Below are 22,204 nucleotides of genomic sequence, written 5' to 3' on the forward strand. Positions count from 1 at the left end.
AACCAACACCGGAGCATGACCAGATGAGAGCCAATACCCGTATCGCCTTCGAAGGCTACACCAGCCGCGTCGCGCAACTGAACGCGACCTCCAGCGTGCAGCATACCTTCAGCGTCGCCCCCAGCGTGCAACAGAAGCTGGAAGACAAGATCCAGGAATCCAGCGAATTTCTGAGAAAGATCAACATCATCGGCGTCACCGAACAGGAAGGCGAAAAACTCGGCCTCGGCGTGTCCGGCCCCATCGCCAGCCGCACCGACACCAGCAAAGGCGACCGCCAGACCCGCGATGTATCCAGTCTGGACGACCGCCGCTATCGCTGTGAAAAGACCAACTTCGACACCCACATCGGCTACGCCAAACTCGACGCCTGGGCCAAGTTCGCCGACTTCCAGAATCGCATTGCCAGGCAGATCCTGATTCGCCAGGGACTGGACCGGATGGTGATCGGTTTCAACGGCACCAAGATCGCCTCCGACACCGATATCGCCACCTACCCGCTGCTGCAGGACGTCAACAAGGGCTGGCTGCAGCACTACCGCGACGACGCACCGCAACGCGTGATGTCCGAGGGCGAGAAAGAGCCCGGCAAGCTGCTGGTCGGCACCGATGGCGACTATCTGAATCTCGACGCCGCCGTGGCGGACGGCATCAACCTGCTCGATCCCTGGTACCAGGAAGACACCGGCCTGGTCGCCTTCGTCGGTCGCAAGCTGTTGAACGACAAATATTTTCCACTGATCAACACCAAACAGGCACCCACCGAAACACTGGCCGCCGACATCATCCTCAGCCAGAAGCGCATCGGCGGCTTGCCGGCGGTGCGGGTCCCGTTCTTCCCCGACAACGCGATTCTGATTACCCGCTTCGACAACCTGTCGATCTACTGGCAAGAATCGGCACGGCGTCGCCGCATGGTGGATGAAGCCAAACGCGACCGCATCGAAAACTACGAATCGTCGAATGATGCGTATGTAATCGAAGACTTCGGCCTCGGCGCTGTCATCGAAAACATCGAGCTGGTGGCGTAACACTATGAGCCACCTGTCCCCCGCCCTGCGCCACCAGGCGCGCATCCTGGCCGAGCGTGCGGCAGCTAACACCGTACCAGGCGGTCCCACCTCCGGCTCCCAGTACGAGCTCCAGTTATACCAACTGGCCGAGGATCGTCGGCGCTTAAAAGCGATCCAGTCCGTCAAAAGCAAGATCGCGCTGAAACAAAAACTGCTGCCGAACTATCAAGCCTGGATCGACGGCGTGTTGGCCGCCGGCAAAGGTGGCCAGGACGATGTATTGACCACGATCCTGGTCTGGACCATCGATGTCGGCGAGTTCGAACGCGCCTTGAAAGTCGCCCGCTATGCGGTCGACCACAAGATGACCTTGCCGGACCAGTACAGCCGCAACATTCCGACCATGTTGCTCGATGAGTTTGCCGGCGCTTATCTCAATGGAAGCCTCGCCAATGATCCGGAGCAAGCCGTACAGATCCTCGGTGCAATTGGCGACCTGACGCAAGACAGCGACACCCCCGACCAGGCCCGCGCCAAGCTGCACAAGGCGCTCGGCTACGCGCAGCTGGCCGTCGCAGGTCCCGAGAGAAATACGGATGTCACCCCCGAGCAGTTGCCACTTGCCGAAGCCGCCAACGCCAACCTGCACCGCGCCCTGGCACTGTTCGAAGGCGTGGGCGTAAAGAAAGACATAGAAATCCTGGAACGTCGCCTCAAGAAAGCGACGCAAGGCTAACCGAGCCCCCCCTGGCGCACGGCGGCGCGGGCCGATCTCTGACTTGAAAGTCCAGCGTGAAGCCCGCCCACCGCCGGTTTTTTAAAGAGTCCCTGATGAGCTTTCTTGCCGTAGAACCCGCGACACCCCATAGCACGCCACCCTCCCACGCAACGCTTGTTGAAAACGACGGCTGGTACACCGACATCCATTTGCCGCAGATGCGCGATGCGATGCGCCTGGACGGCACGGTCACCGATCCGCGCCTGCGGCAAGCGGTGGTCGCCGCCATCCTGCACGTCAATCAAGAACTGGCCGCCTGGAAGCAAGAAAAAATCGCTGCCGGCTATCTGACGCTGGCCGCCGTCCCTGCAGACCATATCGACCGCGAAAGCGTGCTGATCGCCCATTATCGACGTGCCGTCTATAGCACCGCCAAGGCCGACCTGATCGAGCGTTACCGCGATTACGACAGCACCGCGTCATCACTCGGCGACAAGAAAGCGATGGAATGGCTCGACAACGCCCCTAGCGATCAACGCCGGAATGCGCATTGGGCCATCGCCAACATCATCGGCCGCCCGCACCTGACCGTCGAGCTGATCTGATGCTGGTACGCGCCCGACAACACGACACGCTGGATTTGCTCTGCTGGCGGCATCTGGGCGCGACCGCCAATGTGGTCGAAGCGGCACTCGAACTCAACCCCGGCTTGGCCGATTGCGGACCGATCCTGCCACACGGCCGGCTGGTCAGCTTGCCCGAACCCACAGCAACTCCCACTAAAACCGCCCAGATCGTCCAGCTCTGGGACTAACCGCGAGAACCTACCATGGCAGAACCCAGCACCACCACGTTAGTCGTCACCGCCGTTGCCGGCATCGGCTTGTCGTCCATCTTCCCCGGGATCGACGGCAATGCCCTGATCGGGTCCTTTGCCGGTGCCACTTTAGTGGCGATTTCCAGCAAGAAACTGCCACTCCTGCAGCGGCTGGCGTATATGGTCATTTCGCTGGCGGTCGGCTACCTGGCGGCACCCGAAGTCATCAACAACACCCCGCTCAAACAATCCGGCGTCGCCGCGTTCTTCGCTTCTGCTGCCGTCATCGCCTTGACGCTGCACGGCATCGATCTGATCAAGACCATCGCGCTGCCCGACTGGATGCGCAAAGGGGGCCGTAATGAGTAACGCAATCGATCACTGCATTACCGCCATCGCGCTGCTCTGTTATGCCGTCACCTGCGTGCAGCTGCTGTGCTATCGACGCGGGGTTGCCAATTACCGCTTCGACGTGTCGTGCATGGCCTGGCTGCTGATTGCGCTTACCGGCAGATGCGTACTGGAGATCCTGCTCGGTCACGGGCACATCTCACTCGGGCAGGCCGGAATCGCTTTTACCTTGTGCGTGCTGGTGTATCGCGCCCAGGGCAACGTCGCCAACATTGTCCGGGGGAACCTATGACTGCACTGACCGACCATTTCACCTTGGAAGAATTCCTGCGCAGCGACACCGCGCGCATCCGGGGGATCGCCAACACGCCGACGCCGGCCATCGTCTCCAACCTGCGCCGCCTGGCCCGCATTGACGAACTGGTGCGGCTGGAACTGGGCGGCGCGCCGATGCATATTTCCAGCGGCTATCGCTGCCCCGCCCTAAATCGGGCCGTGGGCGGTGCCAGGAACAGCGCCCACCTGGTCGGCCTGGCCAACGACTTTACCGCCCCGGCGTTTGGCACGCCGTTGGCGATCTGCCACAAGCTCGATCAGTCAACCCTGCGATTCGACCAACTGATTTATGAGCGCGCCGGAGCGGCGGTCTGGGTCCATCTGGGGATTGCCGCCGAAGGCGTCAAGCCGCGCCGCCAGGTGTTGACGATCGACGCCAAAGGCACGCGGGCCGGCCTATGGACTTGATCGTCAAAGCGCTGATCAGCGCGTTGTTCGTCGGTGCGCTGGGCACGGTGATCTATGTCCAGCGCGCCAGTCTGATCACAGCAAAGGCGCGTGCAGCACGGGCCGAGAAAACCATCTCCGAGCGCGATGCCAGCATCAACACGCTGAAAGCAGCCGACGCCAACAACAGGAAGGCGCTGATCAAGCTGCAAGCCGCTCGGCAAAGCATTGCCGCCACCCTGTCCGAACGTGAAACCATGATCGAGAGCCTCCAACATGAAAACGCCGCTATTCGTAGCTGGGCTGATACTGCCTTGCCTGATGCTATTGCCCGGATGCGCGAACGTTCCGCCGTCACCGGTGCCCACACTTACCGCCTGTCCGGCGGTCACGCGCTGCAGCCTGCCGGCGTCAGCACCCAAGACTAACGGCGCACTCAATCTCGCACTGGAACGCGCCGAAGCCGCCTGGGCGTCCTGTGCCGCCCAGGTCGACATGATTTACAACTGCCAACAAGAACCTGACCATGTACAAACCAAACAGCCTTAGAGCGCACCTGGGTGCGGCGAATCCCGGGCTGAAGCGGGATCCCAATAATTTTCTGGTGTTTGCGGATGAAGGGCAGGCTGTAGCCGTAGGTACTGGCTCACTGTCCTTTGAGTATCGTTACAAACTCAATGTCATCATCATCGACTATCCCGGCGAATCAGATGCCATCATGGTGCCGCTGCTGGCATGGGTAGCGGTCCACCAGAATGACTTGCTTAGCAATCCGGACCTGCGCAAGACCGGTATTGGCTTTGAAGTCGATTACAACAACCATGAAACGATCGACCTGTCGATCAAGCTCGACCTGACCGAGCGCGTCGTCGTCAAACGCGTCGACACAGGCAGACTGGAGGTGCGCCATCTGGCCGAACCGCAAGCCACTCCCGCCTACACCGACGACTTCTGGAAGCTATATGCAGGAGACACATTAATCGCCGAATGGCATACGCCAGGCGATCCCCCATGACGGACGATCTGCGCGCCCTTGAGTTATGGGCCGGTGCGTTGCTGGCCAAGCTGCAACCGGCACAACGTCGCCTCGTCAATCGCCAGGTCGCCCAGGATCTGCGGCGCAGCCAGACGCAACGGATTGCCAGCCAGCATGCGCCGGATGGCGCGAACTACACAGCACGCAAAAGGCGCAAGGAATTGCGCGGTAAAAAAGGGCGCATCAAACGCCAAAAGGCGGCGATGTTTGACAAGCTCCGGACGCAAAAGAACCTCAAAATCCGTCAGGATGAAAATCAACTCTCAGTGGGATTTTTTGGGAGGGTGGCGCGGATCGCCCGTGTGCATCAGGACGGCTTGAAAGATCGGGTATCCAAGAAAGGGCCGGAATATCACTATCCGGCGCGCCCCTTGCTCGGCTTTAGCGCGACGGACCAGGCATTGATTCGTGATTCGTTGTTACGCCATCTTGGCGGCTTTTGAGAGGGTAGGAACTCTACAAATTCTAATGACCAGATATCTCCACATTGCTTTTCTGCTTCTTGTCTACGCACTCTTCAAGCGATGTGAATTCAGGCCTCACGCATTCGCGCCACATGCAATTATTTCTAGAGAAGTAATTACTCTCATTACTGCAGATTTTTGATGGTGTGTCGTTCGATGTTCCATTCAACTCCGATGCTGAGTTTGACTTATCCACGATTGGGTCTTCGGAATGGGTTTCTGAACTGCCTACGCGGTTTGTTTTGATTAACTCATTTGAACTGGCAAATTGTGTTGCTTCTTTTTGTTCGATCACAGCTGGCGTCTCTAAATTCTCGTTGCTTGTAGTAGGCTCAATAGCTGTTGGTGTTACTGCTTGCTGCTCGATAATCGCCGGCGCCTCTACATTCGCATCGGTGGTCGTAGACTCTGTGGCTGTTTTTTTGTTGCTGCCGCCAAATATAAAAAACGCTATCACTACCAGTAGCGCTATACCTATGCCACCTCCGACAACGGAAACGTTGCCGCTGCCGCAGCTCGGACATTTGAGAGACACACTCTTCCCTCGTGGATACCATGTGTACCCGCAGGCCTTGCATTTATTTTGTGGCCGTTTCGTAGCTTGCATTGAGGATCAATTTAATAATTATTCTTAGATTATTCAATGGCCATTGGTTGCTATTAGATGGCGCACCATAACCTAGACTTCTTCGTATCGAGCAAGAGCCGGGTGAGTCAGCGGAGATCAGAATAAAAATTCTGATCTAAATTAGCATATTTCCCAAAAGTAAGCATTATCTTCTGCCATCACTATTTCCTGCTAAGTTATCGCTAGAAAAGCTGTCCACAACTCTTTGCATCCCAGTTGATAATGACCAGTTCCTTGCTCGTACCCGACTGGCCATGCGCGCTGCCCAGGCTGTATTTGATGTCCAGCCCCATCATCGTGAAGCCCTCAAACGCCGCCCGAATATCCGGGCGATCGTTAATGCTGACCATCACCTTGCCCTTGCAGGTGCGCATGAATTCCGCCATCTGCTCGTATTGCTCGAATCCAAAATCCACGCCATACCCCTCGGTCTGCCAATACGGCGGATCCAAATAAAAGAACGAATGCGACCGGTCATAGCGCTGCATGCATTCCAGCCACGGCAGATGCTCGATGTAGGTACCGGCCAGCCGCAAATGGGCCGCGCTCAGATTTTCTTCAATCCGGCACAGGTTAATCGCGGGAGCCGTGGTAGCGGTACCGAAATTCTGCCCCACCACCTTGCCGCTAAACGCGTGCTGTTGCAGATAGTAGAAACGCGCAGCGCGCTGAATATCGGTCAAGGTCTCCGGGCGCACCGCCTGCTGCCATTTAAAAATCTGGCGGCTGCTGATCGCCCACTTGAACTGCCGCACGAATTCCTCCATGTGGTGCTGCACCACCCGGTACAAATTGACCAGCTCGCCGTTGATGTCGTTGATGACTTCGGTATGCGCCGGCACCGGCCGCAAAAAATACAGCGCGGCCCCGCCGCAGAACACCTCGACATAGCATTCATGCGGCGGAAACAGCGGGATGAGTTTGTCAGCCAGGCGGCGCTTGCCACCCAGCCACGGGATGATCGGACTGGCATCCATGGTGTGTTCCTGGTTCGGATGCGCAACGGCATGCTGGTGTGGGGCGCATGGCCCTCAGATGAGTGGTTCTGAATTGATTCAGTGTGCCGCAACGCGGGCATTTGATGGCGAGGGCGATGTATTCGCCCTCGCCGAGTTTTCGGGAACAATTCCCGCAGCGGATGTCCTGCATTTGGGTATACCTGCGTAAATATGCTAGCCTTCGAGTCGCCTGATCAGGTGGCGCGGCCCTGGGCCTTGCTTGCAGGTAGGTCTGCCGGTACGGTGGCGTGGTCAGTGTTAGCGCACTGTCCGCGTCGCCGCGTCTGAGGCTGCACTTTCTCACGCGCACGCATGGTGTGGCACATCGACGGAGTTGATAAGCGGCTTATCAACCCTGTGCTTGCTGCGCTGCCAGCGGCAACGCGGCAACATGCACTGCATGACTGCCGAACTCTCCGAACTGCTGCGCCTTATCCTGAACCTGATCCGTATCGGCACGATTGCCGACATCGATCACGACGCCCAACGCGTGCGGGTGAAGGTCGGCAATAACACCACCGCGTGGCGGCCCTGGGCGACCGCACGCGCTGGCGATGCGCAGACCTGGTGGCCGCCATCCATAGGTGAGCAAGTCATTCTGCTGTCGCCGGAAGGCAATTTCGATAACGCAGTGTTGCTGCCAGCGGTGTATTCAGACAAGTTCCAGCCACCATCGACCAATCCGGCGCATCACACCACGCGCTATGCAGATGGTGCTGTGGTGCAGTACGACAGCGCAGCCCATGCCTTAACTGCCACGCTGCCAGACGGCACCAGCGTGACGGCACTTCCCGGCAAAGTCACCTCCAACGCCGAAGACACGCTCTGCACTGGCAATCTGACCGTGCAAAAGAATCTCACCGTCAATGGCTTGAGCTCGTTAAAGGCAGGCATGGCCGTGACCGCCGGTGCAGATGGCGGCCCGGCGGCGGTCATCGACGGCAAACTGGAAGCCACCGACGATGTGGTGGCCAACGGCATCAGCCTGGTGAAGCATCCGCATGGCGGCGTCAAGCAAGGTGAAGACCAGTCAGGGCCGCCGCAATGATGGGCATGCACCGCAGCACCGGTCGCGCCCTCACCGGCCTGGCGCACATCCGCCAGTCGCTGGCCGACATCATCACCACGCCGATCGGCACTCGCGTGATGCGCCGCCTCTACGGCTCCGAAGTGCCGGAGCTGATCGACCAGCCGCTGAACGGCGCCACCACCCTGCGCATTTACGCCGCCACAGCGCACGCCGTGCGCTTGTGGGAGCCACGCATCCACCTGACCGGCATTGCCCTGGAGCGCGACCAGGACGGCAAAGCCACCCTAATCCTGGACGGCGTCGCCGATGGCCAGCACATTTCCCTGGCGGTGCCGGTATGAGCGCACCAATAGACTTGTCGCGCCTCCCCGCGCCATCCGTGGTCGAGACGATTGACTACGAAACCATCCTGGCCGCGCGCAAATCGGCCGTACTGCACCTGCTGCCGGAAGCCGAACGCGCCCAGGTGGCGGCCATGCTGTCGCTGGCATCCGAACCCGCCACCAAACTACTCGAAGAGAACAGCTACCGCGAGATGATCCTGCGCAGCCGCATCAACGACGCCGCCCGCGCCGTGATGCTGGCCTATGCCGTCGATACCGATCTGGATCACCTCGGCGCAAACGTGAATGTGGCGCGCCTGGTCGTCACGCCAACGGATCCCGCTGCCGTGCCGCCGGTGGCCGAAGTGTTAGAGGACGACGACGCCTACCGCCTGCGCATCCAGGAAGCCCCGGACGGCCTGTCGGTGGCCGGGCCGCAAGCCGCTTACGAATTCCATGCCCGCAGCGCCGATGGCCGCGTCAGGGATGCCAGCGCCACCAGTCCGTGGCCGGCCGTGGTGATCGTCACTGTACTGTCGGCGCTGGGCGACGGCAAAGCCGACGGCGAATTGCTGGATATCGTCTACACGGCCTTGTCGGCCGAAGAGATCCGGCCCATCGGCGACTGTCTGCTCGTGCGAAGCGCACAGATCATCGATTATCAGATCGCCGCGACGCTGTATATCGGTGTCGGTCCGGAAGCGCCGATAGTGACGGCGGCCGCCCGGGAGCAGGCGGCGCGGGCGGCCACACCACGCCGTCCGTTGAAATACAGCATCTATCGCAGCGCCCTCAGCGCCGCGCTGCACGTCGAAGGCGTGCGCCATATCGACCTGCATTCCCCCGCCGTCGACCTGCTGATCGACGCCACCCAGGCGGCCCGTTGCACGGCGATCAACATCACCATTGAGGTGGTCTATGACTAATGTTGTGGCCACCCTGCCGCCGAATACCACGCCCCTGGAACGGGCGCTGGCTAGCGCCTGCGCCCGGATCGATACACTGGCGGTACCGGTGCGCTATGTGCGCAATCCGGATACCTGTCCGGTTGACCTGCTGCCATTCCTGGCCTGGGAATGCTCGGTCGACCGCTGGGACGAGACCTGGCCGGAAGCGCTGCAGCGCGCCGCGATCAAGGCCGCGTATTACATCCACAAGCACAAGGGCACGATTGCCGCCGTGCGCCGTGTGGTCGAAACGCTGGGCTACCTGATCACCATCACCGAATGGTGGCAAACGACGCCAATTGGCATACCCGGCACTTTCCAGCTCGAAGTCGGCGTGCTGGACGGCGGCATCACCGACGTGATGTACGCCGAAATGGAGCGCCTGATCGCCGACGCCAAACCGGTCAGCCGCCATCTGACCGGGTTGTCGATCCAGCTGGAAACGCACGGCACGACCTACCTAGCCGCAGCCACCTTCGACGGCGACGAAATGACCGTCCATCCGTGGCTCGATGAACTCATCGAAGTCCACGGCAACCTGCTGCATGGCGGCAGCTCCCACACCATTGACACCATGACGGTTTATCCATGAGCACCTATTTCGCCACGCTGACCGAACTCGGTGAAGCTAAAATCGCCAACGCCACCGCGCTGGGCACCACCATCCAACTCACGCACATGGGCGTCGGCGACGCTTTTGACCAGACACCGATCCCGGACCGCACACAGGAGGAGCTGCTCAACGAGCGCTACCGTGCGCCGCTGAACCGGCTCGTCGTCGATGCGGCCAATCCCAGCCAGATCATCGTCGAACAAGTACTGCCGGAAAGCGTCGGCGGCTGGTGGATCCGCGAAATCGGCGTCTACGACGAAGACGGCTATCTGTGCGCGGTGGCGAATTGCCCGCCCAGCTACAAGCCGCAACTCTCCGAAGGCAGCGGCCGCACCCAGGTCGTGCGCATGGTGTTGTTGGTGTCCAGCACCGAGGCGGTCGAACTCAAGATCGATCCTGCCGTGGTCCTGGCCACGCGTGCTTATGTGGAAGATTATGTCGAAGAGTATGCCGCGCCATTGATCCATCAACACGACGCTGCCGATATCGTCAGCGGGCAGTTATCGGCACAACGCATTCCCTCGCTGGCGATTAAAAAAACGACTGGTTTGCAAGCCGCCCTCGACGCCAAAGCGCCCCTCGACAGCCCGGAGTTCATCAACTCACCCACCGTCCCCACGCCCGATGATGACGATGATTCAGAGCGCGCGGCGAACACCGAATTTGTCCAGGCGGCGATAGCGGCAGCCGCATTTCCGTCCGGCACGCGCATGCCGTTTGCGCAGGCTGCGGCGCCAACCGGCTGGACCCAGGATACCTCCGATGATGCGGACAACCGCATGCTGCGCGTCGTCAAGACTGCCGGTGGCGGCGTTGCAGGATCCCACAGCCCGATCCTGAACAATGTCGTTCCCGCGCACACGCACGGCGTCACCACCGGTAACGCGAGTTCCGATCACACCCACGGCATCGGCGACCCTGGCCACAGCCACGTCGGTGGTGAATCGCATAATACAAACCTGGTCGGTGGCGACAGCGGTGCCTTTGTACGGTTGACGAATGCAGCGGGCGAAAACACCGCCGTGGCCTATACCGGCATCTGGGCCGGCGGCATATCAGCCGGCCACAGCCACAGCGGCGGCACCGACAACGGCTCGTCGCAAACCAACTGGACCCCGCGCTACATCGACCTGATCATTTGCGAAAAAAATTAAGGAGCCATCCCTTGGAAATTCTCATCACAGGCTATCAATACGGCGACGATATGTCCTACATCGGCACGTATACCTTCGACGGCAATCTCGACCAGTGGGCGCTGCATCTACCGCCGAAGACCACCCTGAAAGCACCACCCATGAACCTATCGGTCGACCAGGAAGCCGCCTGGGACGGCAATGACTGGATCGTGCGCAACCTGTCCATCCCCTGGCTACTTTCTCCACCGCCGGGAGTCCTCAATGGAGATTAAAACAGTGTTGTCCTGCCCACTCGGCCACACCTGCGAAGAAATCAAAGACGGCGCGATTCATCGTTGTGTCTGGTTTACCAAGCTGGCCGGCAAGAATCCATCTACCGGGGAGGCGGTGGACGAGCATGGCTGCGCCATCAGCTGGATGCCGATTCTGCTGATCGAGAACTCACAGCAGCAGCGCAGCACGGCCGCCGCCGTTGAGTCGTTTCGCAATGAAATGGTCGATGCCAATGCGGCCAGCCAGCGTGTTCTGGCTGCTGCTGCCGGGCTGCCAGCACGGCTGAAACCTGAATGAAGCAGTACCACCGATATTTCACACCCCATTATCCATAGGAGCCCACATGGCAACCGATTATCACCACGGCGTGCGCGTCATCGAAATCAACCAGGGCACGCGCCCGATCCGCACCATCAGCACCGCCGTCATCGGCCTGCTGGCCACCTCCGAGGATGCCGATCCGGACACCTTCCCGCTGGATACGCCGGTGCTGCTGACCAACGTGATTGCCGCCCTGGGCAAAGCCGGGTCCCAAGGCACGCTGCGCCGCTCCCTGGACGCCATCGGCGCGCAAACCAAACCGTTTACCATCGTCGTGCGCGTCGCCGAAGGTGCCGACGAAGCGGAAACCACCGGCAACGTGATCGGCAGCGTCACCGCTAGCGGCAAATACACCGGTAGTAAAGCCTTGCTGGCCGCCCAGAGCAAACTCGGCATCAAGCCGCGTATCCTCGGCGCACCCGGACTGGACACCAAACCGGTCACCAACGCGCTGGTCAGCATCGCCCAGCAACTACGCGGCTTTGTCTATGCGTCGGCCCACGGTTGCCAGACCAAGGAAGAAGCGGTCGCCTATCGCAAGGATTTCGGCCAACGCGAACTGATGCTGATCTGGCCCGATTTCGTCAACTGGGACAGCGCCATTGACGCCGAAGCCAGCATCCCTGCAGTCGCCTATGCACTCGGCCTGCGCGCCAAAATCGACGAAGAAATCGGCTGGCACAAGACGCTGTCGAACATGCCCGTCAACGGCCCCACCGGGATTTCCAGCGACGTATTCTGGGACCTGCAGGACCCCGCCACCGACGCCGGCTATCTGAACATGAACGAAGTCACCACCCTGATCAACAACGGCGGCTTCCGCTTCTGGGGTTCGCGCACTTGTGAAGTGCCGGAATTCTTCTTCTTTGAGAACTACACCCGCACCGCGCAAGTGCTGGCCGACACCATCGCCGAGGCGCATTTCACCTTTGTCGACAAGCCGTTGCACCCGTCATTAGTAAAAGATCTGCTGGAAAGCATCAACGCCAAATTCCGCGACCTCAAAGCCCAGGGCTACATCATCGACGGCAGCGCCTGGTATGACGAACAGTTCAACAGCAAGGACACGCTGAAGGCCGGCAAGCTGGCGATCGACTACGACTACACCCCGGTCCCGCCATTGGAAAACCTGGTGTTCCAGCAACGCATCACCGACCGCTACCTGGCCGACTTCGCCAGCCGGATCACCGCTTAATCGTTCCTTCACCAATCGGAAACTATCATGGGCCTACCCCGCAAACTCAAAGATTTCAACCTATTCAACGACGGCGCGTCCTACATGGGAATGGTACCGGAAATCACGCTGCCAAAACTCAGCCGCAAGATGGAGGAATACCGCGCCGGCGGCATGACCGGCCCGGTCATGGTCGATTTCGGCAACGAAGCCATCACGCTGGAATGGACTGCCGGCGGCTTGATTGTCGACGCCTTGAAGCAATACGCCGCCAGGCGCCACAACGCCGTCCAGCTGCGCTTCGCCGGTGCCTACGAAAACGACGATCTCGGCGAGGTCTCGGCGGTAGAAGTGGTAGTCCGCGGCCGCCACAAGGAAATCGACATGGGATCCAGCAAGGTCGGCGACGACACCGCCCACAAATTCTCCACCGCCTGCAGCTACTACAAGCTGACCATCGACAACCAAGTCATCTACGAATTCGATTTCATGAACAGCGTCGAGATCGTTGACGGCGTCAGCACCAACGACAAAATCCGCAAGGCCATCGGCCTGTAACCCTCCACCACCAAAGGACGCACCATGACAGCCGCAAAAGAAGCAAGCACAGCCAACACCGGCACCCACGTCACCATCACCCTGGACGAACCGCTCAAGCGCGGCGACACCACCATCACCGAGATCCAGCTACGCAAGCCCAAAGCCGGAGAGTTGCGCGGCGTCTCGCTGCTCGACGTCGCCCACCTTGATGTCATGGCGCTGCAAAAGGTGTTGCCACGCATCACTCAGCCAACCCTGACCACGCAGGAAGTCAACAACCTCGACCTGGCCGACCTGATGTCGCTCGGTGCCGAGGTCGCCTATTTTTTGGCGACGAAAGCGGATCGGAACATGGTGTCCCCGACCGCGTAGAAAACGCGATGGCCGACATTGCCGCGGTGTTCCATTGGTCACCATCTGCCATGTCGGATTTTTCCTTGAGTGAATTAATGGACTGGCGCGAACGCGCCAGACTACGCAGCGGCGCGGAGCAATAAACATGGCGGACCTGAGACTACAAGTAATCATGACAGCGCTGGACAAGATCACCGGTCCTCTCAAAAAAATCCGGGGCGCTACCACGCCGACGGCGAAAGCACTGAAGGCGACGACCGACCGCCTGAAAGAACTCAACAAGCAGCAAGGTGCCGCCGGCAAATTCCGCGAACTGCACGCCGGACTGAGCGCCACCTCCAACAAATTAAAAACCGCACAAGAAAAAGTAAACGCCTTAGCCAGAGAAATGAAGGCCGCCGACAATCCAACCAGGGAAATGACAAAAAGCTTCGAGAGTGCACAAAATGCCGCCAAAAAACTCAAAGAGCAATTCAGTCAGGACCGCATCAAACTGCAAGGCCTGCGCGACGAGATGGCCAAAGCCGGCATCCAGACCGGCGCGCTACGCGGCGCAATCGCCAACGCCGGTAAAGGCACTGCCAATTTCGGCCAGCATCAGCGCCAGTTGCGCAGCGATATCGCCGCCACCACCGCCACAATCGAAGCCCAGAAAAAGCAACTGACCGCAATCGCGCGCCAACAGGAACGCATGGGCATGGCACGTCAGCGTCTGCAAAAAACCCGCGCCGTGGCAGGCAATGTCGCCATGGCCGGTGCCAGCATGGCTGCCGCCGGCGTCGCCACCGGCATGCCGGTATTAAAAACCGTCACCGCATTCATGCAATACGAAGACAGCATGCTAGGCATCGCCAAACAGGTAGACGGCGCCCGCGACGCCAACGGCAAGCTGACCAACACCTACTACGACATGGGCCGCGAAATGCGCGCGCTGGCCACCCGCATCCCGATGACCACCACCGAACTGATCGACCTCACCGTGGCTGGCGCGCGCATGGGAATTCAGGGCAAGGAGAACCTGATTGCCTTCGCCACCAACAACGCCAAGATGGCGACCGCCTTTGACATGCCGGCTGCCGAGATCGGCGACCAGATGGGCAAGATCGCCGGGATTTTCAAAATCCCGATTCAAAGCCTCGACAAGCTCGGCGACGCCATCAACTATCTCGACGACAACGCCATCTCCAAAGGTGCCGACATCATCAGCGTCCTACAAGGCGACTTGGCCGGCGCCGCCTCCACCATCGGCCTGTCCGCCCAAAACGCCGCCGCACTGGCATCGACCCTGCTCACCCTGGGCGAATCCCCGGAACGCGCCGATACCGCCTCCTCCGGCATGATGCGTCAGCTGCAAATTGCCAGGATGAACCCGGAACGCTTCCAGGTTGGTGCAAAGATGATCGGCATGAGCGGCAAAGACCTGCAAATGGGCATGATCAAGGACGCCCAGGGCACGATCCTGACGGTCCTCGATAAAATCAACGCGCTGCCGACCGAATCCAAGATGGAAGCCGTCACCCGCCTGTTCGGCAAAGACTGGGGCGGCGCCATCGCCAAACTGGCCGTCGGCGTCGGCGAATATCGCCGGCAACTGGAACTCGCCAACGGCGCGGCCGCACAAGGCAGCATGGACCGCGAGTTTCAGGCCCGGCTCGACACCCTGTCGGCCAGATGGCAGATTCTGCAGAACAAGGTGTTCGGGTTTTCCTCCGCCACTGGCGGCACCCTGAAACCGGCCCTGACCGACATCATGGAGACGCTCGGCGGCGTGATGGAGCGGATCTCGAAATGGATCGAGGACAACCCTAAACTGGCTGGCACGTTATTGAAGATCACCGCCATCGTTGCCGTCCTGTTGGTTAGCCTTGGCGGTTTGGCGCTGGGCGTGGCAGCGCTGCTCGGCCCGTTCGCAATCATGCGCTATGCGCTGACCGGTATCGGTATTTCAGGCGGGGTATTGATGCCGATTTTGCGCAGCCTCGGCACTGTCGTCATGTGGTTAGGGCACGTGTTCCTGATGAATCCCATCGGTTTGGCGGTGACGGCCATCGCGGTGTCGGCGCTCTTGATTTATCAATTCTGGGACCCTATCAAGGGATTCTTTCGCGGCATGTGGAGCGAAATAAAACAAGCCTTCAACGGCGGTTTTATGGGCGTCAACGCGCTGATCCTGAACTGGTCGCCGCTTGGCTTGTTCTATAAGGCCTTTGCCGGTGTCATACGCTGGTTTGGCGTGGACATGCCAGCCAAGTTTACCGACTTCGGCATGAACATCATGCGCGGCATGGTCAACGGTATCACCGGTGCGCTCGGCTGGGTCAAGAAAACCATCACCGGCGCGGGAGAAAGCGTCATCGGCTGGTTCAAGGACAAGCTCGGCATCCATAGCCCCAGCCGCGTCTTTGCCGAACTCGGCGACTTCACGATGCAAGGTCTGGCCGTGGGGCTGCAGCGCGGCGAGGATGGGCCGATTGCGAAGGTCAGCGGCCTCGCAAAACGCTTAACCCAGCTAAGTGCCGGCATCGCCATCGGCGCAGCCGCCATGCCTGCGATGGCCTTCGACACCCGCCCACCACTCGCGCCGCGTGCTGCCGGCAGCGGCACGGTGATCCACGGCGACACCATCCAGATCATCATCCAGCCAAGCCCCGGCATGGACGAACACGCCATCGCCCGCGCCGTCGCCCAGGCACTGGAGCAGCGCGACCGCCAAAAGGCCGCACGGCTACGCTCCAGCCTTTCCGACCACTACGCATAAGGAGAACGACCATGATGATGGCCCTCGGCATGTTCGTCTTCAGCCTGCCCACGCTGGCCTACCAGGAGCTGCAGCGCCAGACCGAGTGGAAGCATCCCAGCACCGCACGGGTCGGTACCCGCGACGCCCGCCAATACACCGGCAAGGGCGACGACACCATTACCCTGAGCGGCTGGATCGCGCCCGAACTGACCGGCAGCCTGTATTCGCTTGACGCGCTGCGTCTGATGGCCGACACGGGCAAGTCGTGGATCCTGATCCAGGGCACCGGCCGCATCTATGGTTCGTTCGTGATCGCCAGCATGGCCGAAGGCCGCACCATCCTGGCGCGGAACGGCGACGCCGCACGCGTCGAATTCTCGCTGACCTTGAAACGCACCGACGAATCCGTGCCGGGCCTGCTGAGCAGCCTGGGCGACCTCGGCAGCATCAAGAACATGCTCAGCCTGGAAGGCCTCGGCAAGACCGTCAACGATGCCGTGGCCAGCGCCAAAGGCATGTTCTGATGCCCTACCCGACACCCGCCTTCCGAGTCACCCTGGACGACCAGGACATCACCGCCAAGATCGCCCCGCGCCTGGTCAGCCTGACGCTGACCGAATGTCGCGGCGAAGACAGCGACCAGCTCGACCTGACCCTGAGCGACGCCGACGGCCAGCTGGCGATCCCGCCACGCGGGGCCAGGATCAATCTGCAAATCGGCTGGGCCGACACCGGCCTGGTCGACAAGGGAATATTCACCGTCGATGAAGTCGAACACATCGGTACGCCCGACACCATCACGCTACGCGCCCGCACCGCCAATCTGATCGACACCTTCCGCCAGCTGCATGAGCACAGCTTCCACGACACCACGCTCGGCGCCATTATCGAGGTCATCGCGTTCCGCCAGGAACTGAAAACCGGCATCGCCGACGCCCTGCGCCATATAGCGGTCAAACACATCGACCAGACCCGCGAAAGCGACGCCGCCTTCCTGCGCCGCCTCGGCAAAAAATACGACGCCGCCGCCACCGTAAAAAACGACACCCTGATCTTCACCCCCGCCAGCCGCAGCCAGACTGTCTCCGGCAAGGATCTGCCCACCATCCGCATCACCCGCCAGCTCGGCGACAGCCACCGCTACCACAGCGCCGAACGCGACAGCTACTCCGGGGTGCGCGTGTTCTGGCATGACGACAGACACGGCCTGCGCCGCAGCGTGGTGGCAGGTGCTCCCGGCAACGCCAAACGCTTACGCACCACCTACGCCAGCGAAGCCGACGCCCGCACCGCCGCCGTCGCCGAATGGCAGCGGATCCAGCGTGGTCTGGCAACATTCGAACTATCGCTGGCACTCGGCAATCCGGCGCTGATGCCGCAGTCGCCGGTCGCAGTCATGGGCTTCAAGGCCGCCATCGATAGCGTCGACTGGCTGACATCGAAAGTCACGCACAGCATCAGCGATGCCGGATTTACCACTCGCATCGAGCTGGAGACAAAAACCGAGGAAGCCGAAGTCGAGCGTGAGGAGCAGACCGATCCGGACGACGGGATTACCGGCGTCACCGCGTTATGGCGCAACAAAGTCAGCAAGAAGAACGGCGAACAACTGGCCGGGTCACGTTCCAACGCCAAGGCACTTAAGCACGTCTATGCCAGCAAGCAGACAGCCGCACGGGCGGTCAAACTGGAATGGGAAAAGATACGGGAGCGGCGGGAGATCATCAAAGAAAATAGCGATATCGATCAGTCACACTGAATTTTCATGGTTCACAAAAAACCGACACTTAGCAAAGCTACCGCTAAGTGTCGGTTTTTCCTACTTTTGACGATTCAGTCACGATGCAGGAATGCCCATATGGGTAAACTTGGTCGTTAGATTTCGTAGCTGTTAATCGTCCTCTAATGCTTAGGGGCAGCTGCGTTTGAGAGTAATTTTTTTGTGAAATGTTCTTTTTGTTGCTCATCGGTAAAATGTTCACAAAATTTCTGGCATGCAACCCCGTCCAAAGCTATTGGATTCGGCATCTGTAAGAGCGCTAAAGTTGTAGCATGAAAATTTTTCTTCGAGTTAATTATATTATCAAATGCGTCGGTCACGGCATGAGGGAACTTATTTTTTAACCCCGTAATGGTAAAGTTAATAGTACGCTCCGACTCAATTTGAATGTTGCTCACTACAAGAGTGTCTTTTTTTGATTGTAATATTTCAGCAATTGTTGAATACGAATTTCTAAACATTATTATTAATATACGGGAATTTGATTTTGGGGCATTAAACGCTCCCATACCAAATCCTACATCGAATACATCCGAAACATTACCAACATCCAAAAGGGCCATTGTTTCTCTGAATCCTTTATTTACAGGGAATCCATTTCTCAGTAAAACGTAGTTACTAACAAACGTTATTTGCTTTCTAAGTTCTATTTTATCGACGGATATCAGAGGATTAATTTTTTTGTAGCTTGAATTCCTATAGTCCGTAAAGGCCTGTGCCAAGGGGAGTGAAAAATATTTCCGAAATGCTGGCGGATCTAAGTCGTAAATCTGATCCAGCATGTTTTGAAATCGGTCTAAACTGCCAGTTTCTTTTAAATATGTAAAGACTTCATCTTGCTTATCTTTTCCCTCAGTACATATATATTGAGCTGCAAAATATTCCGCAAGAGACTTGTGTGACCATTTATAAAAAAGACCATCTCTTGAAAAAACAGGAACAGCTCGGGTCAAGTCCTCAAGGAAGTCACTTTCGGAAAATGACATACCCACGCATACACTCTTCGCTTCTCGGATCCATCCAAGAACTTTATCTTTATCTCCCTCGATTTCTCCATTAATTGTAGACATAAACCCAATAACCCGCAACACTCGGTGGAAGCTATCAAGATCGAGCTTCGATTTCTTTTCGCGTGTATTATAACCATCTTTACTTGAATCATGCCAATCAAATAACGCATCAAATACTTGGCGATAAAAAATGTGCTTCTTTGTAGGAACGTTTTGTTTATACTCAAAGCATCTGTACAATAAGCTAGTTAAGAGCGGGTTCTTTAAGAATTCATGAACAGCACTAAGCTCTCGTCCCTTTAGGCGATCAATTAGTTGCGTTGATCGAATACCATTCCGATCATATTTCTTTATCAAAGAAAAAGACTCCTCTTTCTCTAAAGGTCGGATCCTAAACTGAACGAATGAAGGAAAAGACGAAAGACCGCTCTCTGGCCGAGAGGTTATTGCAAAGTAATTTTCCGGATATGTCTCGATAAAATTTTTAATATCTTTGGTAACTGGCTCTCGATCCTTGAAGGCTATCTCGTCATAACCGTCAAAGAAAAATACTAACTTCCCCTTTCCTAGAAGTTTTGAAATTTTCTGCGGAGTGAAACGAGGTGCGGCTTCTAAGCTATCTCGATTAAGCTCCTGCTCAATTAATTTCAAAATTGTCTGAGTTTGAGATAGATGCCGCAGTTCTATAAACACCGGTATAGCAAAGTTCGACCTGATGCATTGTATGAGTAGAAACTTCATTAACGTGGACTTTCCCATACCGGCCGTATCAGTAACCAGGATGCGCCTATGCTCCTCGAAAAGGTCTTTACTGAACGCATCAATCTTTAAACTAAAGTTATTATCATATTTTTCTTCGTCACCAACGTGCTGAACAGTTAAAGGTACATATAGTTCTTCTAACAAAATTTGATTTTGAAAAACTAAGGTACTTAAATAAGAATGTTTTTCTAACTGTCTTTCAACATAATAGACGAACTGATTCGTAAATGAGTCAACTGCAACCTCTGAAACGGCCGCTACTCCTTTGAAGGCTGCTCCGATTGCAGGTTTAATCAGGAGAGTTAGGGCTTCCTTGATTGCTATCGTTATCACCGTTGATGCAACTGCGTCAGCCATTTAAGTGTCCTTGTATGATATGCCGCCTATTTGGCGATGGTTTTTCCCCTGCTCAGGTAGCATGGGATATGGTCATAAGCCCACTAACTACTCATCTTTATTTTCTTTTTTTTTGCCCCCCACAAACGTAGACAATGAGTCAGAACTTTTTTTAGCCTTAGACCTTGGGTCAGACAGTTTTTCAACATCACTAGTTTGCATAGTTTTGAGCCACTCAGAAAGAGATACTGAGCCAGACTTCGCAACGAGACGCTCAAACTCTAAGACGCGGATTAACTTATTTGTGACGAGAGGAGTTCGTTCCGCCGCACCTCTAAGTGCTGAAACTTCCGTTTGAAGTAGTTTAATTGTTTCTTTAGTTTTTGCATCTTGCTTTTGGCTGCTATTCAATTTATCCAAGAGACTTTCCATTTTAGTAAAAGTATCTCTCTTCTCACTCTTCTCGCTTTGCAATTGCCTGGACAAATATTTTAGCTTGACATCAAGATTTTTAACGAAACTTCCCATTTCGTCTGCGCTACCAGCTAACCTATTGAATATGTCCAAGAAAGCTACGATCTCAGGATCGTCTGAGAAATTTGGGTATTTAAGTTGATGATCAATTTCACTCCATCCTTCCTCAAAAATTGTTCTTACTTGCACTTCCGTAATTATTTTTCTTTTAACTGGCTGGCTTTGAAAAACGTAATGTACCGAGCGATAACCAGCGGGATGTTTTTTGACTTCAAAACCTTGTTTTTCGTAGGCAAGGTTCAACTGTTCTTGATCCCCTGTCCTCACATAAGCGATTGGAGGTTCTTCCTCCAGGGTCCACATAGCTCTCAGCGCTTGGTCAATCTCAATATAATCAGTTTTGAATAGATGAAGAGCGCGGACACCGACAAGGTCCGTGACCAAAGCAAAGTAGTTTTCAGAGGTGACGGTTTTATACTTATCACTTTTTTCGATTCTTTTTCTAATGATTTTAGTTAGGAGATGATTGGTATCCTTTATTCGCCAGCGTACCGAATGTACAGCACTCACTTGTTGAATAATTTTCGCAAAAAATTCTGCGGACTGTTCCAATGACTGCCGCTGGTTTTCATGGTCTACTGCGATGCTACAAAGAACATCCCATGATATGTCGGCTTTTACCCAATCCTCAGAAGTAATACGATTCAAGGAGAGAAATTGATCCAAATCGGGCATTGCGAAATTCATGGGTTGATAGTTCATGTATTGCCTCTTGGATTTAATAGCACAATTTTTGCAGTTCAATTAATGCGTGACAATCTGATATCGTGCCAATGTGGTGGTAAGTTTCCGCCTAGACCCATACACTCGCGGATCTCACCTGACGTCATCCTCATAGCACTACCCACAGAATAAATTGTATGGTCCACATAGCAATGCAGGTGCGCCTGCTTCATCGTTGACGCACTGACGTCAGGCGACATCTGGTATAGCAACCAGCCACAGAAGCTGAGCGCAGCAACGAGGGCGGCAGAGAGTTGTTTGTTAAGGTTGCGCGCTACATGGACATCGCCCAGCACGATTTGCCCGACATCCCCTTCAAAAGCGGTGTCCGTTGTTTTCCACCATCTGATTGTTAGTTTTCCGGACTTTTTTTCTTTTTTTTGCCGCCGACGATGGTGTTCAAGTCACCGGCTATGTGCTGACCGCCATGCTTGATGTCACCAACCTTGCCGTGAAATTGGACGCTGCCAATGTTATGTCTGACGACAGTCGTTGGCTTCTCTTTTGGCGCCGTGCCGACTACATCAAGCATGCCAAGCATGTTTGCCTTGCCGCGAATATCAAGTCCGCGATAACCAGATAGCAGCTCTTTTTCATCTGCGGACAAAATCGTTGTTGAACGCTCACCAGACAGGATGTACTGAACGTCACCACCAATTGCCAAGAGCGCGGCAAGCACATCGCCACCTGGCACGGCTTGCCCACGTTCGTACTTACTCCACATATTCTGGCTAATCCCGATATGAACTGTCATTTCTTGTTGGGTAAAACCTAGGCGGTCCCGTTCTTCGCGTAAGCGAGCGCCAAATTTATTCTCAAAGTTCATAAAAACCATTCACAAGTAACACTTTAGTGTTATA

31 protein-coding genes are annotated in these 22,204 nt (G+C 56.7%); 25 read left to right on the forward strand and 6 right to left on the reverse strand.

From position 1 onward, the window contains the following. Positions 1-23 precede the first annotated feature (23 nt). The 11 genes from AC3CHX_RS16325 (at position 24) to AC3CHX_RS16375 (ending at position 5,101) form a co-directional block, all read left to right on the forward strand. Positions 24-1,031 (forward strand): phage major capsid protein, P2 family, encoded by a 1,008-nt coding sequence (locus AC3CHX_RS16325; RefSeq protein ID WP_488629090.1) that lies wholly within the window; start codon positions 24-26, stop codon positions 1,029-1,031. Positions 1,032-1,035: 4 nt separating this feature from the next. Beyond that, entirely contained in the window at positions 1,036-1,749 is a 714-nt protein-coding gene (gpM, locus tag AC3CHX_RS16330) for a phage terminase small subunit (RefSeq protein WP_488629091.1), read from the forward strand. Between the two features lie 95 nt (positions 1,750-1,844). Further along, positions 1,845-2,336 carry a head completion/stabilization protein gene (locus AC3CHX_RS16335; RefSeq protein WP_488629092.1) on the forward strand — a complete coding sequence of 164 codons (492 nt, stop codon included), beginning with the start codon at positions 1,845-1,847 and terminating at the stop codon, positions 2,334-2,336. Then, positions 2,336-2,545 carry a tail protein X gene (locus AC3CHX_RS16340; protein WP_488629093.1) on the forward strand — a complete coding sequence of 70 codons (210 nt, stop codon included), beginning with the start codon at positions 2,336-2,338 and terminating at the stop codon, positions 2,543-2,545. The genes AC3CHX_RS16335 and AC3CHX_RS16340 overlap by 1 nt, the downstream gene beginning before the upstream one ends. A gap of 15 nt (positions 2,546-2,560) precedes the next feature. Further along, positions 2,561-2,917: a putative holin gene (locus tag AC3CHX_RS16345; RefSeq protein WP_488629094.1), complete on the forward strand. Its 357-nt coding sequence runs from the start codon at positions 2,561-2,563 to the stop codon at positions 2,915-2,917. Further along, positions 2,910-3,191, forward strand: a complete 282-nt coding sequence (locus AC3CHX_RS16350) for a phage holin family protein (RefSeq protein ID WP_488629095.1) — start codon at positions 2,910-2,912, stop codon at positions 3,189-3,191. Before AC3CHX_RS16345 ends, AC3CHX_RS16350 begins: the two co-directional genes overlap by 8 nt. Next, positions 3,188-3,643, forward strand: coding sequence for a D-Ala-D-Ala carboxypeptidase family metallohydrolase (locus AC3CHX_RS16355; protein WP_488629096.1), 456 nt, complete (start codon positions 3,188-3,190; stop codon positions 3,641-3,643). Before AC3CHX_RS16350 ends, AC3CHX_RS16355 begins: the two co-directional genes overlap by 4 nt. Next, positions 3,634-4,050 (forward strand): Rz-like lysis system protein LysB, encoded by a 417-nt coding sequence (lysB, locus tag AC3CHX_RS16360; protein WP_488629097.1) that lies wholly within the window; start codon positions 3,634-3,636, stop codon positions 4,048-4,050. Before AC3CHX_RS16355 ends, lysB begins: the two co-directional genes overlap by 10 nt. Next, on the forward strand, positions 3,944-4,171 hold the full coding sequence (lysC, locus tag AC3CHX_RS16365; RefSeq protein WP_488629098.1) for an Rz1-like lysis system protein LysC: 228 nt from the start codon (positions 3,944-3,946) through the stop codon (positions 4,169-4,171). Before lysB ends, lysC begins: the two co-directional genes overlap by 107 nt. Then, positions 4,149-4,637: a phage tail protein gene (locus AC3CHX_RS16370; protein ID WP_488629099.1), complete on the forward strand. Its 489-nt coding sequence runs from the start codon at positions 4,149-4,151 to the stop codon at positions 4,635-4,637. Before lysC ends, AC3CHX_RS16370 begins: the two co-directional genes overlap by 23 nt. Continuing rightward, entirely contained in the window at positions 4,634-5,101 is a 468-nt protein-coding gene (locus AC3CHX_RS16375) for a phage virion morphogenesis protein (protein ID WP_488629100.1), read from the forward strand. The genes AC3CHX_RS16370 and AC3CHX_RS16375 overlap by 4 nt, the downstream gene beginning before the upstream one ends. 22 nt (positions 5,102-5,123) lie before the next feature. Here AC3CHX_RS16375 and AC3CHX_RS16380 read toward each other — a convergent pair whose 3' ends face one another. From AC3CHX_RS16380 to AC3CHX_RS16390, 3 genes are all read right to left on the reverse strand, one after another. Continuing rightward, positions 5,124-5,657 (reverse strand): hypothetical protein, encoded by a 534-nt coding sequence (locus AC3CHX_RS16380; RefSeq protein ID WP_488629101.1) that lies wholly within the window; start codon positions 5,655-5,657, stop codon positions 5,124-5,126. Positions 5,658-5,932: 275 nt separating this feature from the next. Further along, on the reverse strand, positions 5,933-6,727 hold the full coding sequence (locus AC3CHX_RS16385; RefSeq protein WP_488629102.1) for a DNA adenine methylase: 795 nt from the start codon (positions 6,725-6,727) through the stop codon (positions 5,933-5,935). Continuing rightward, entirely contained in the window at positions 6,675-6,899 is a 225-nt protein-coding gene (locus tag AC3CHX_RS16390) for a Com family DNA-binding transcriptional regulator (protein WP_488629103.1), read from the reverse strand. The genes AC3CHX_RS16385 and AC3CHX_RS16390 overlap by 53 nt, the downstream gene beginning before the upstream one ends. A gap of 249 nt (positions 6,900-7,148) precedes the next feature. On the opposite strand from AC3CHX_RS16390, the gene AC3CHX_RS16395 reads away from it, so the two are divergent. The 14 genes from AC3CHX_RS16395 to AC3CHX_RS16460 are packed head-to-tail and all read left to right on the forward strand — an operon-like array spanning position 7,149 to position 17,958. Further along, positions 7,149-7,796, forward strand: a complete 648-nt coding sequence (locus tag AC3CHX_RS16395) for a phage baseplate assembly protein V (protein ID WP_488629104.1) — start codon at positions 7,149-7,151, stop codon at positions 7,794-7,796. Further along, the gene (locus tag AC3CHX_RS16400; RefSeq protein WP_488629105.1) at positions 7,793-8,119 is read left to right on the forward strand and encodes a GPW/gp25 family protein; all 327 of its coding nucleotides are present in this window, start codon (positions 7,793-7,795) and stop codon (positions 8,117-8,119) included. Before AC3CHX_RS16395 ends, AC3CHX_RS16400 begins: the two co-directional genes overlap by 4 nt. Next, positions 8,116-9,027 carry a baseplate J/gp47 family protein gene (locus tag AC3CHX_RS16405; RefSeq protein ID WP_488629106.1) on the forward strand — a complete coding sequence of 304 codons (912 nt, stop codon included), beginning with the start codon at positions 8,116-8,118 and terminating at the stop codon, positions 9,025-9,027. The genes AC3CHX_RS16400 and AC3CHX_RS16405 overlap by 4 nt, the downstream gene beginning before the upstream one ends. After that, positions 9,020-9,640: a phage tail protein I gene (locus AC3CHX_RS16410; protein ID WP_488629107.1), complete on the forward strand. Its 621-nt coding sequence runs from the start codon at positions 9,020-9,022 to the stop codon at positions 9,638-9,640. Before AC3CHX_RS16405 ends, AC3CHX_RS16410 begins: the two co-directional genes overlap by 8 nt. Next, complete coding sequence (locus AC3CHX_RS16415) at positions 9,637-10,815, forward strand: phage tail protein (protein ID WP_488629108.1); 1,179 nt, start codon at positions 9,637-9,639, stop codon at positions 10,813-10,815. The genes AC3CHX_RS16410 and AC3CHX_RS16415 overlap by 4 nt, the downstream gene beginning before the upstream one ends. Positions 10,816-10,826: 11 nt before the next feature. Further along, entirely contained in the window at positions 10,827-11,069 is a 243-nt protein-coding gene (locus AC3CHX_RS16420; protein ID WP_488629109.1) for a hypothetical protein, read from the forward strand. After that, positions 11,059-11,367 (forward strand): hypothetical protein, encoded by a 309-nt coding sequence (locus AC3CHX_RS16425; RefSeq protein WP_488629110.1) that lies wholly within the window; start codon positions 11,059-11,061, stop codon positions 11,365-11,367. Before AC3CHX_RS16420 ends, AC3CHX_RS16425 begins: the two co-directional genes overlap by 11 nt. Before the next feature lie 46 nt (positions 11,368-11,413). Beyond that, positions 11,414-12,586 (forward strand): phage tail sheath protein, encoded by a 1,173-nt coding sequence (locus tag AC3CHX_RS16430; RefSeq protein ID WP_488629111.1) that lies wholly within the window; start codon positions 11,414-11,416, stop codon positions 12,584-12,586. Positions 12,587-12,613: 27 nt separating this feature from the next. Beyond that, positions 12,614-13,123, forward strand: a complete 510-nt coding sequence (locus tag AC3CHX_RS16435) for a phage major tail tube protein (RefSeq protein WP_488629112.1) — start codon at positions 12,614-12,616, stop codon at positions 13,121-13,123. 24 nt (positions 13,124-13,147) lie between these two features. Continuing rightward, entirely contained in the window at positions 13,148-13,477 is a 330-nt protein-coding gene (locus tag AC3CHX_RS16440; RefSeq protein WP_488629113.1) for a phage tail assembly protein, read from the forward strand. Between the two features lie 8 nt (positions 13,478-13,485). Then, a complete protein-coding gene (locus AC3CHX_RS16445) occupies positions 13,486-13,602 on the forward strand; it encodes a GpE family phage tail protein (RefSeq protein ID WP_488629114.1) in 117 nt (38 codons plus the stop codon). Positions 13,603-13,604: 2 nt separating this feature from the next. Then, the gene (locus AC3CHX_RS16450) at positions 13,605-16,217 is read left to right on the forward strand and encodes a phage tail tape measure protein (protein WP_488629115.1); all 2,613 of its coding nucleotides are present in this window, start codon (positions 13,605-13,607) and stop codon (positions 16,215-16,217) included. An 11-nt stretch (positions 16,218-16,228) separates the two neighbouring features. Continuing rightward, positions 16,229-16,723, forward strand: coding sequence for a phage tail protein (locus AC3CHX_RS16455; RefSeq protein ID WP_488629116.1), 495 nt, complete (start codon positions 16,229-16,231; stop codon positions 16,721-16,723). After that, on the forward strand, positions 16,723-17,958 hold the full coding sequence (locus AC3CHX_RS16460; protein WP_488629117.1) for a phage late control D family protein: 1,236 nt from the start codon (positions 16,723-16,725) through the stop codon (positions 17,956-17,958). Before AC3CHX_RS16455 ends, AC3CHX_RS16460 begins: the two co-directional genes overlap by 1 nt. 143 nt (positions 17,959-18,101) lie before the next feature. Here the strand turns inward: AC3CHX_RS16460 and AC3CHX_RS16465 are convergent, their stop codons facing one another. From AC3CHX_RS16465 to AC3CHX_RS16475, 3 genes are all read right to left on the reverse strand, one after another. Continuing rightward, a complete protein-coding gene (locus AC3CHX_RS16465) occupies positions 18,102-20,108 on the reverse strand; it encodes an NACHT domain-containing protein (protein WP_488629118.1) in 2,007 nt (668 codons plus the stop codon). 87 nt (positions 20,109-20,195) lie between these two features. Continuing rightward, entirely contained in the window at positions 20,196-21,323 is a 1,128-nt protein-coding gene (locus tag AC3CHX_RS16470; protein ID WP_488629119.1) for a RelA/SpoT domain-containing protein, read from the reverse strand. A gap of 373 nt (positions 21,324-21,696) precedes the next feature. After that, positions 21,697-22,170 carry a helix-turn-helix domain-containing protein gene (locus tag AC3CHX_RS16475; protein ID WP_488629120.1) on the reverse strand — a complete coding sequence of 158 codons (474 nt, stop codon included), beginning with the start codon at positions 22,168-22,170 and terminating at the stop codon, positions 21,697-21,699. Between the last annotated feature and the right edge of the window lie 34 nt (positions 22,171-22,204).

The organism is Glaciimonas sp. OK215, assembly GCF_057787885.1.

Bases quoted from the DNA above. Each gene is read 5' to 3' on its own strand.
- AC3CHX_RS16370 (WP_488629099.1), top strand. From the start codon at position 4,149: ATGTACAAACCAAACAGCCTTAGAGCGCACCTGGGTGCGGCGAATCCC.
- lysC (WP_488629098.1), top strand. From the start codon at position 3,944: ATGCTATTGCCCGGATGCGCGAACGTTCCGCCGTCACCGGTGCCCACA.
- lysB (WP_488629097.1), top strand. From the start codon at position 3,634: ATGGACTTGATCGTCAAAGCGCTGATCAGCGCGTTGTTCGTCGGTGCG.
- AC3CHX_RS16350 (WP_488629095.1), top strand. From the start codon at position 2,910: ATGAGTAACGCAATCGATCACTGCATTACCGCCATCGCGCTGCTCTGT.
- AC3CHX_RS16455 (WP_488629116.1), top strand. From the start codon at position 16,229: ATGATGATGGCCCTCGGCATGTTCGTCTTCAGCCTGCCCACGCTGGCC.
- AC3CHX_RS16395 (WP_488629104.1), top strand. From the start codon at position 7,149: ATGACTGCCGAACTCTCCGAACTGCTGCGCCTTATCCTGAACCTGATC.
- AC3CHX_RS16335 (WP_488629092.1), top strand. From the start codon at position 1,845: ATGAGCTTTCTTGCCGTAGAACCCGCGACACCCCATAGCACGCCACCC.
- AC3CHX_RS16375 (WP_488629100.1), top strand. From the start codon at position 4,634: ATGACGGACGATCTGCGCGCCCTTGAGTTATGGGCCGGTGCGTTGCTG.
- AC3CHX_RS16410 (WP_488629107.1), top strand. From the start codon at position 9,020: ATGACTAATGTTGTGGCCACCCTGCCGCCGAATACCACGCCCCTGGAA.
- gpM (WP_488629091.1), top strand. From the start codon at position 1,036: ATGAGCCACCTGTCCCCCGCCCTGCGCCACCAGGCGCGCATCCTGGCC.
- AC3CHX_RS16415 (WP_488629108.1), top strand. From the start codon at position 9,637: ATGAGCACCTATTTCGCCACGCTGACCGAACTCGGTGAAGCTAAAATC.
- AC3CHX_RS16465 (WP_488629118.1), bottom strand. From the start codon at position 20,108: ATGGCTGACGCAGTTGCATCAACGGTGATAACGATAGCAATCAAGGAA.
- AC3CHX_RS16325 (WP_488629090.1), top strand. From the start codon at position 24: ATGAGAGCCAATACCCGTATCGCCTTCGAAGGCTACACCAGCCGCGTC.
- AC3CHX_RS16460 (WP_488629117.1), top strand. From the start codon at position 16,723: ATGCCCTACCCGACACCCGCCTTCCGAGTCACCCTGGACGACCAGGAC.
- AC3CHX_RS16475 (WP_488629120.1), bottom strand. From the start codon at position 22,170: ATGAACTTTGAGAATAAATTTGGCGCTCGCTTACGCGAAGAACGGGAC.
- AC3CHX_RS16355 (WP_488629096.1), top strand. From the start codon at position 3,188: ATGACTGCACTGACCGACCATTTCACCTTGGAAGAATTCCTGCGCAGC.
- AC3CHX_RS16400 (WP_488629105.1), top strand. From the start codon at position 7,793: ATGATGGGCATGCACCGCAGCACCGGTCGCGCCCTCACCGGCCTGGCG.
- AC3CHX_RS16390 (WP_488629103.1), bottom strand. From the start codon at position 6,899: ATGCAGGACATCCGCTGCGGGAATTGTTCCCGAAAACTCGGCGAGGGC.
- AC3CHX_RS16405 (WP_488629106.1), top strand. From the start codon at position 8,116: ATGAGCGCACCAATAGACTTGTCGCGCCTCCCCGCGCCATCCGTGGTC.
- AC3CHX_RS16440 (WP_488629113.1), top strand. From the start codon at position 13,148: ATGACAGCCGCAAAAGAAGCAAGCACAGCCAACACCGGCACCCACGTC.
- AC3CHX_RS16445 (WP_488629114.1), top strand. From the start codon at position 13,486: ATGGCCGACATTGCCGCGGTGTTCCATTGGTCACCATCTGCCATGTCG.
- AC3CHX_RS16470 (WP_488629119.1), bottom strand. From the start codon at position 21,323: ATGAACTATCAACCCATGAATTTCGCAATGCCCGATTTGGATCAATTT.
- AC3CHX_RS16435 (WP_488629112.1), top strand. From the start codon at position 12,614: ATGGGCCTACCCCGCAAACTCAAAGATTTCAACCTATTCAACGACGGC.
- AC3CHX_RS16450 (WP_488629115.1), top strand. From the start codon at position 13,605: ATGGCGGACCTGAGACTACAAGTAATCATGACAGCGCTGGACAAGATC.
- AC3CHX_RS16385 (WP_488629102.1), bottom strand. From the start codon at position 6,727: ATGGATGCCAGTCCGATCATCCCGTGGCTGGGTGGCAAGCGCCGCCTG.
- AC3CHX_RS16340 (WP_488629093.1), top strand. From the start codon at position 2,336: ATGCTGGTACGCGCCCGACAACACGACACGCTGGATTTGCTCTGCTGG.
- AC3CHX_RS16430 (WP_488629111.1), top strand. From the start codon at position 11,414: ATGGCAACCGATTATCACCACGGCGTGCGCGTCATCGAAATCAACCAG.
- AC3CHX_RS16425 (WP_488629110.1), top strand. From the start codon at position 11,059: ATGGAGATTAAAACAGTGTTGTCCTGCCCACTCGGCCACACCTGCGAA.
- AC3CHX_RS16345 (WP_488629094.1), top strand. From the start codon at position 2,561: ATGGCAGAACCCAGCACCACCACGTTAGTCGTCACCGCCGTTGCCGGC.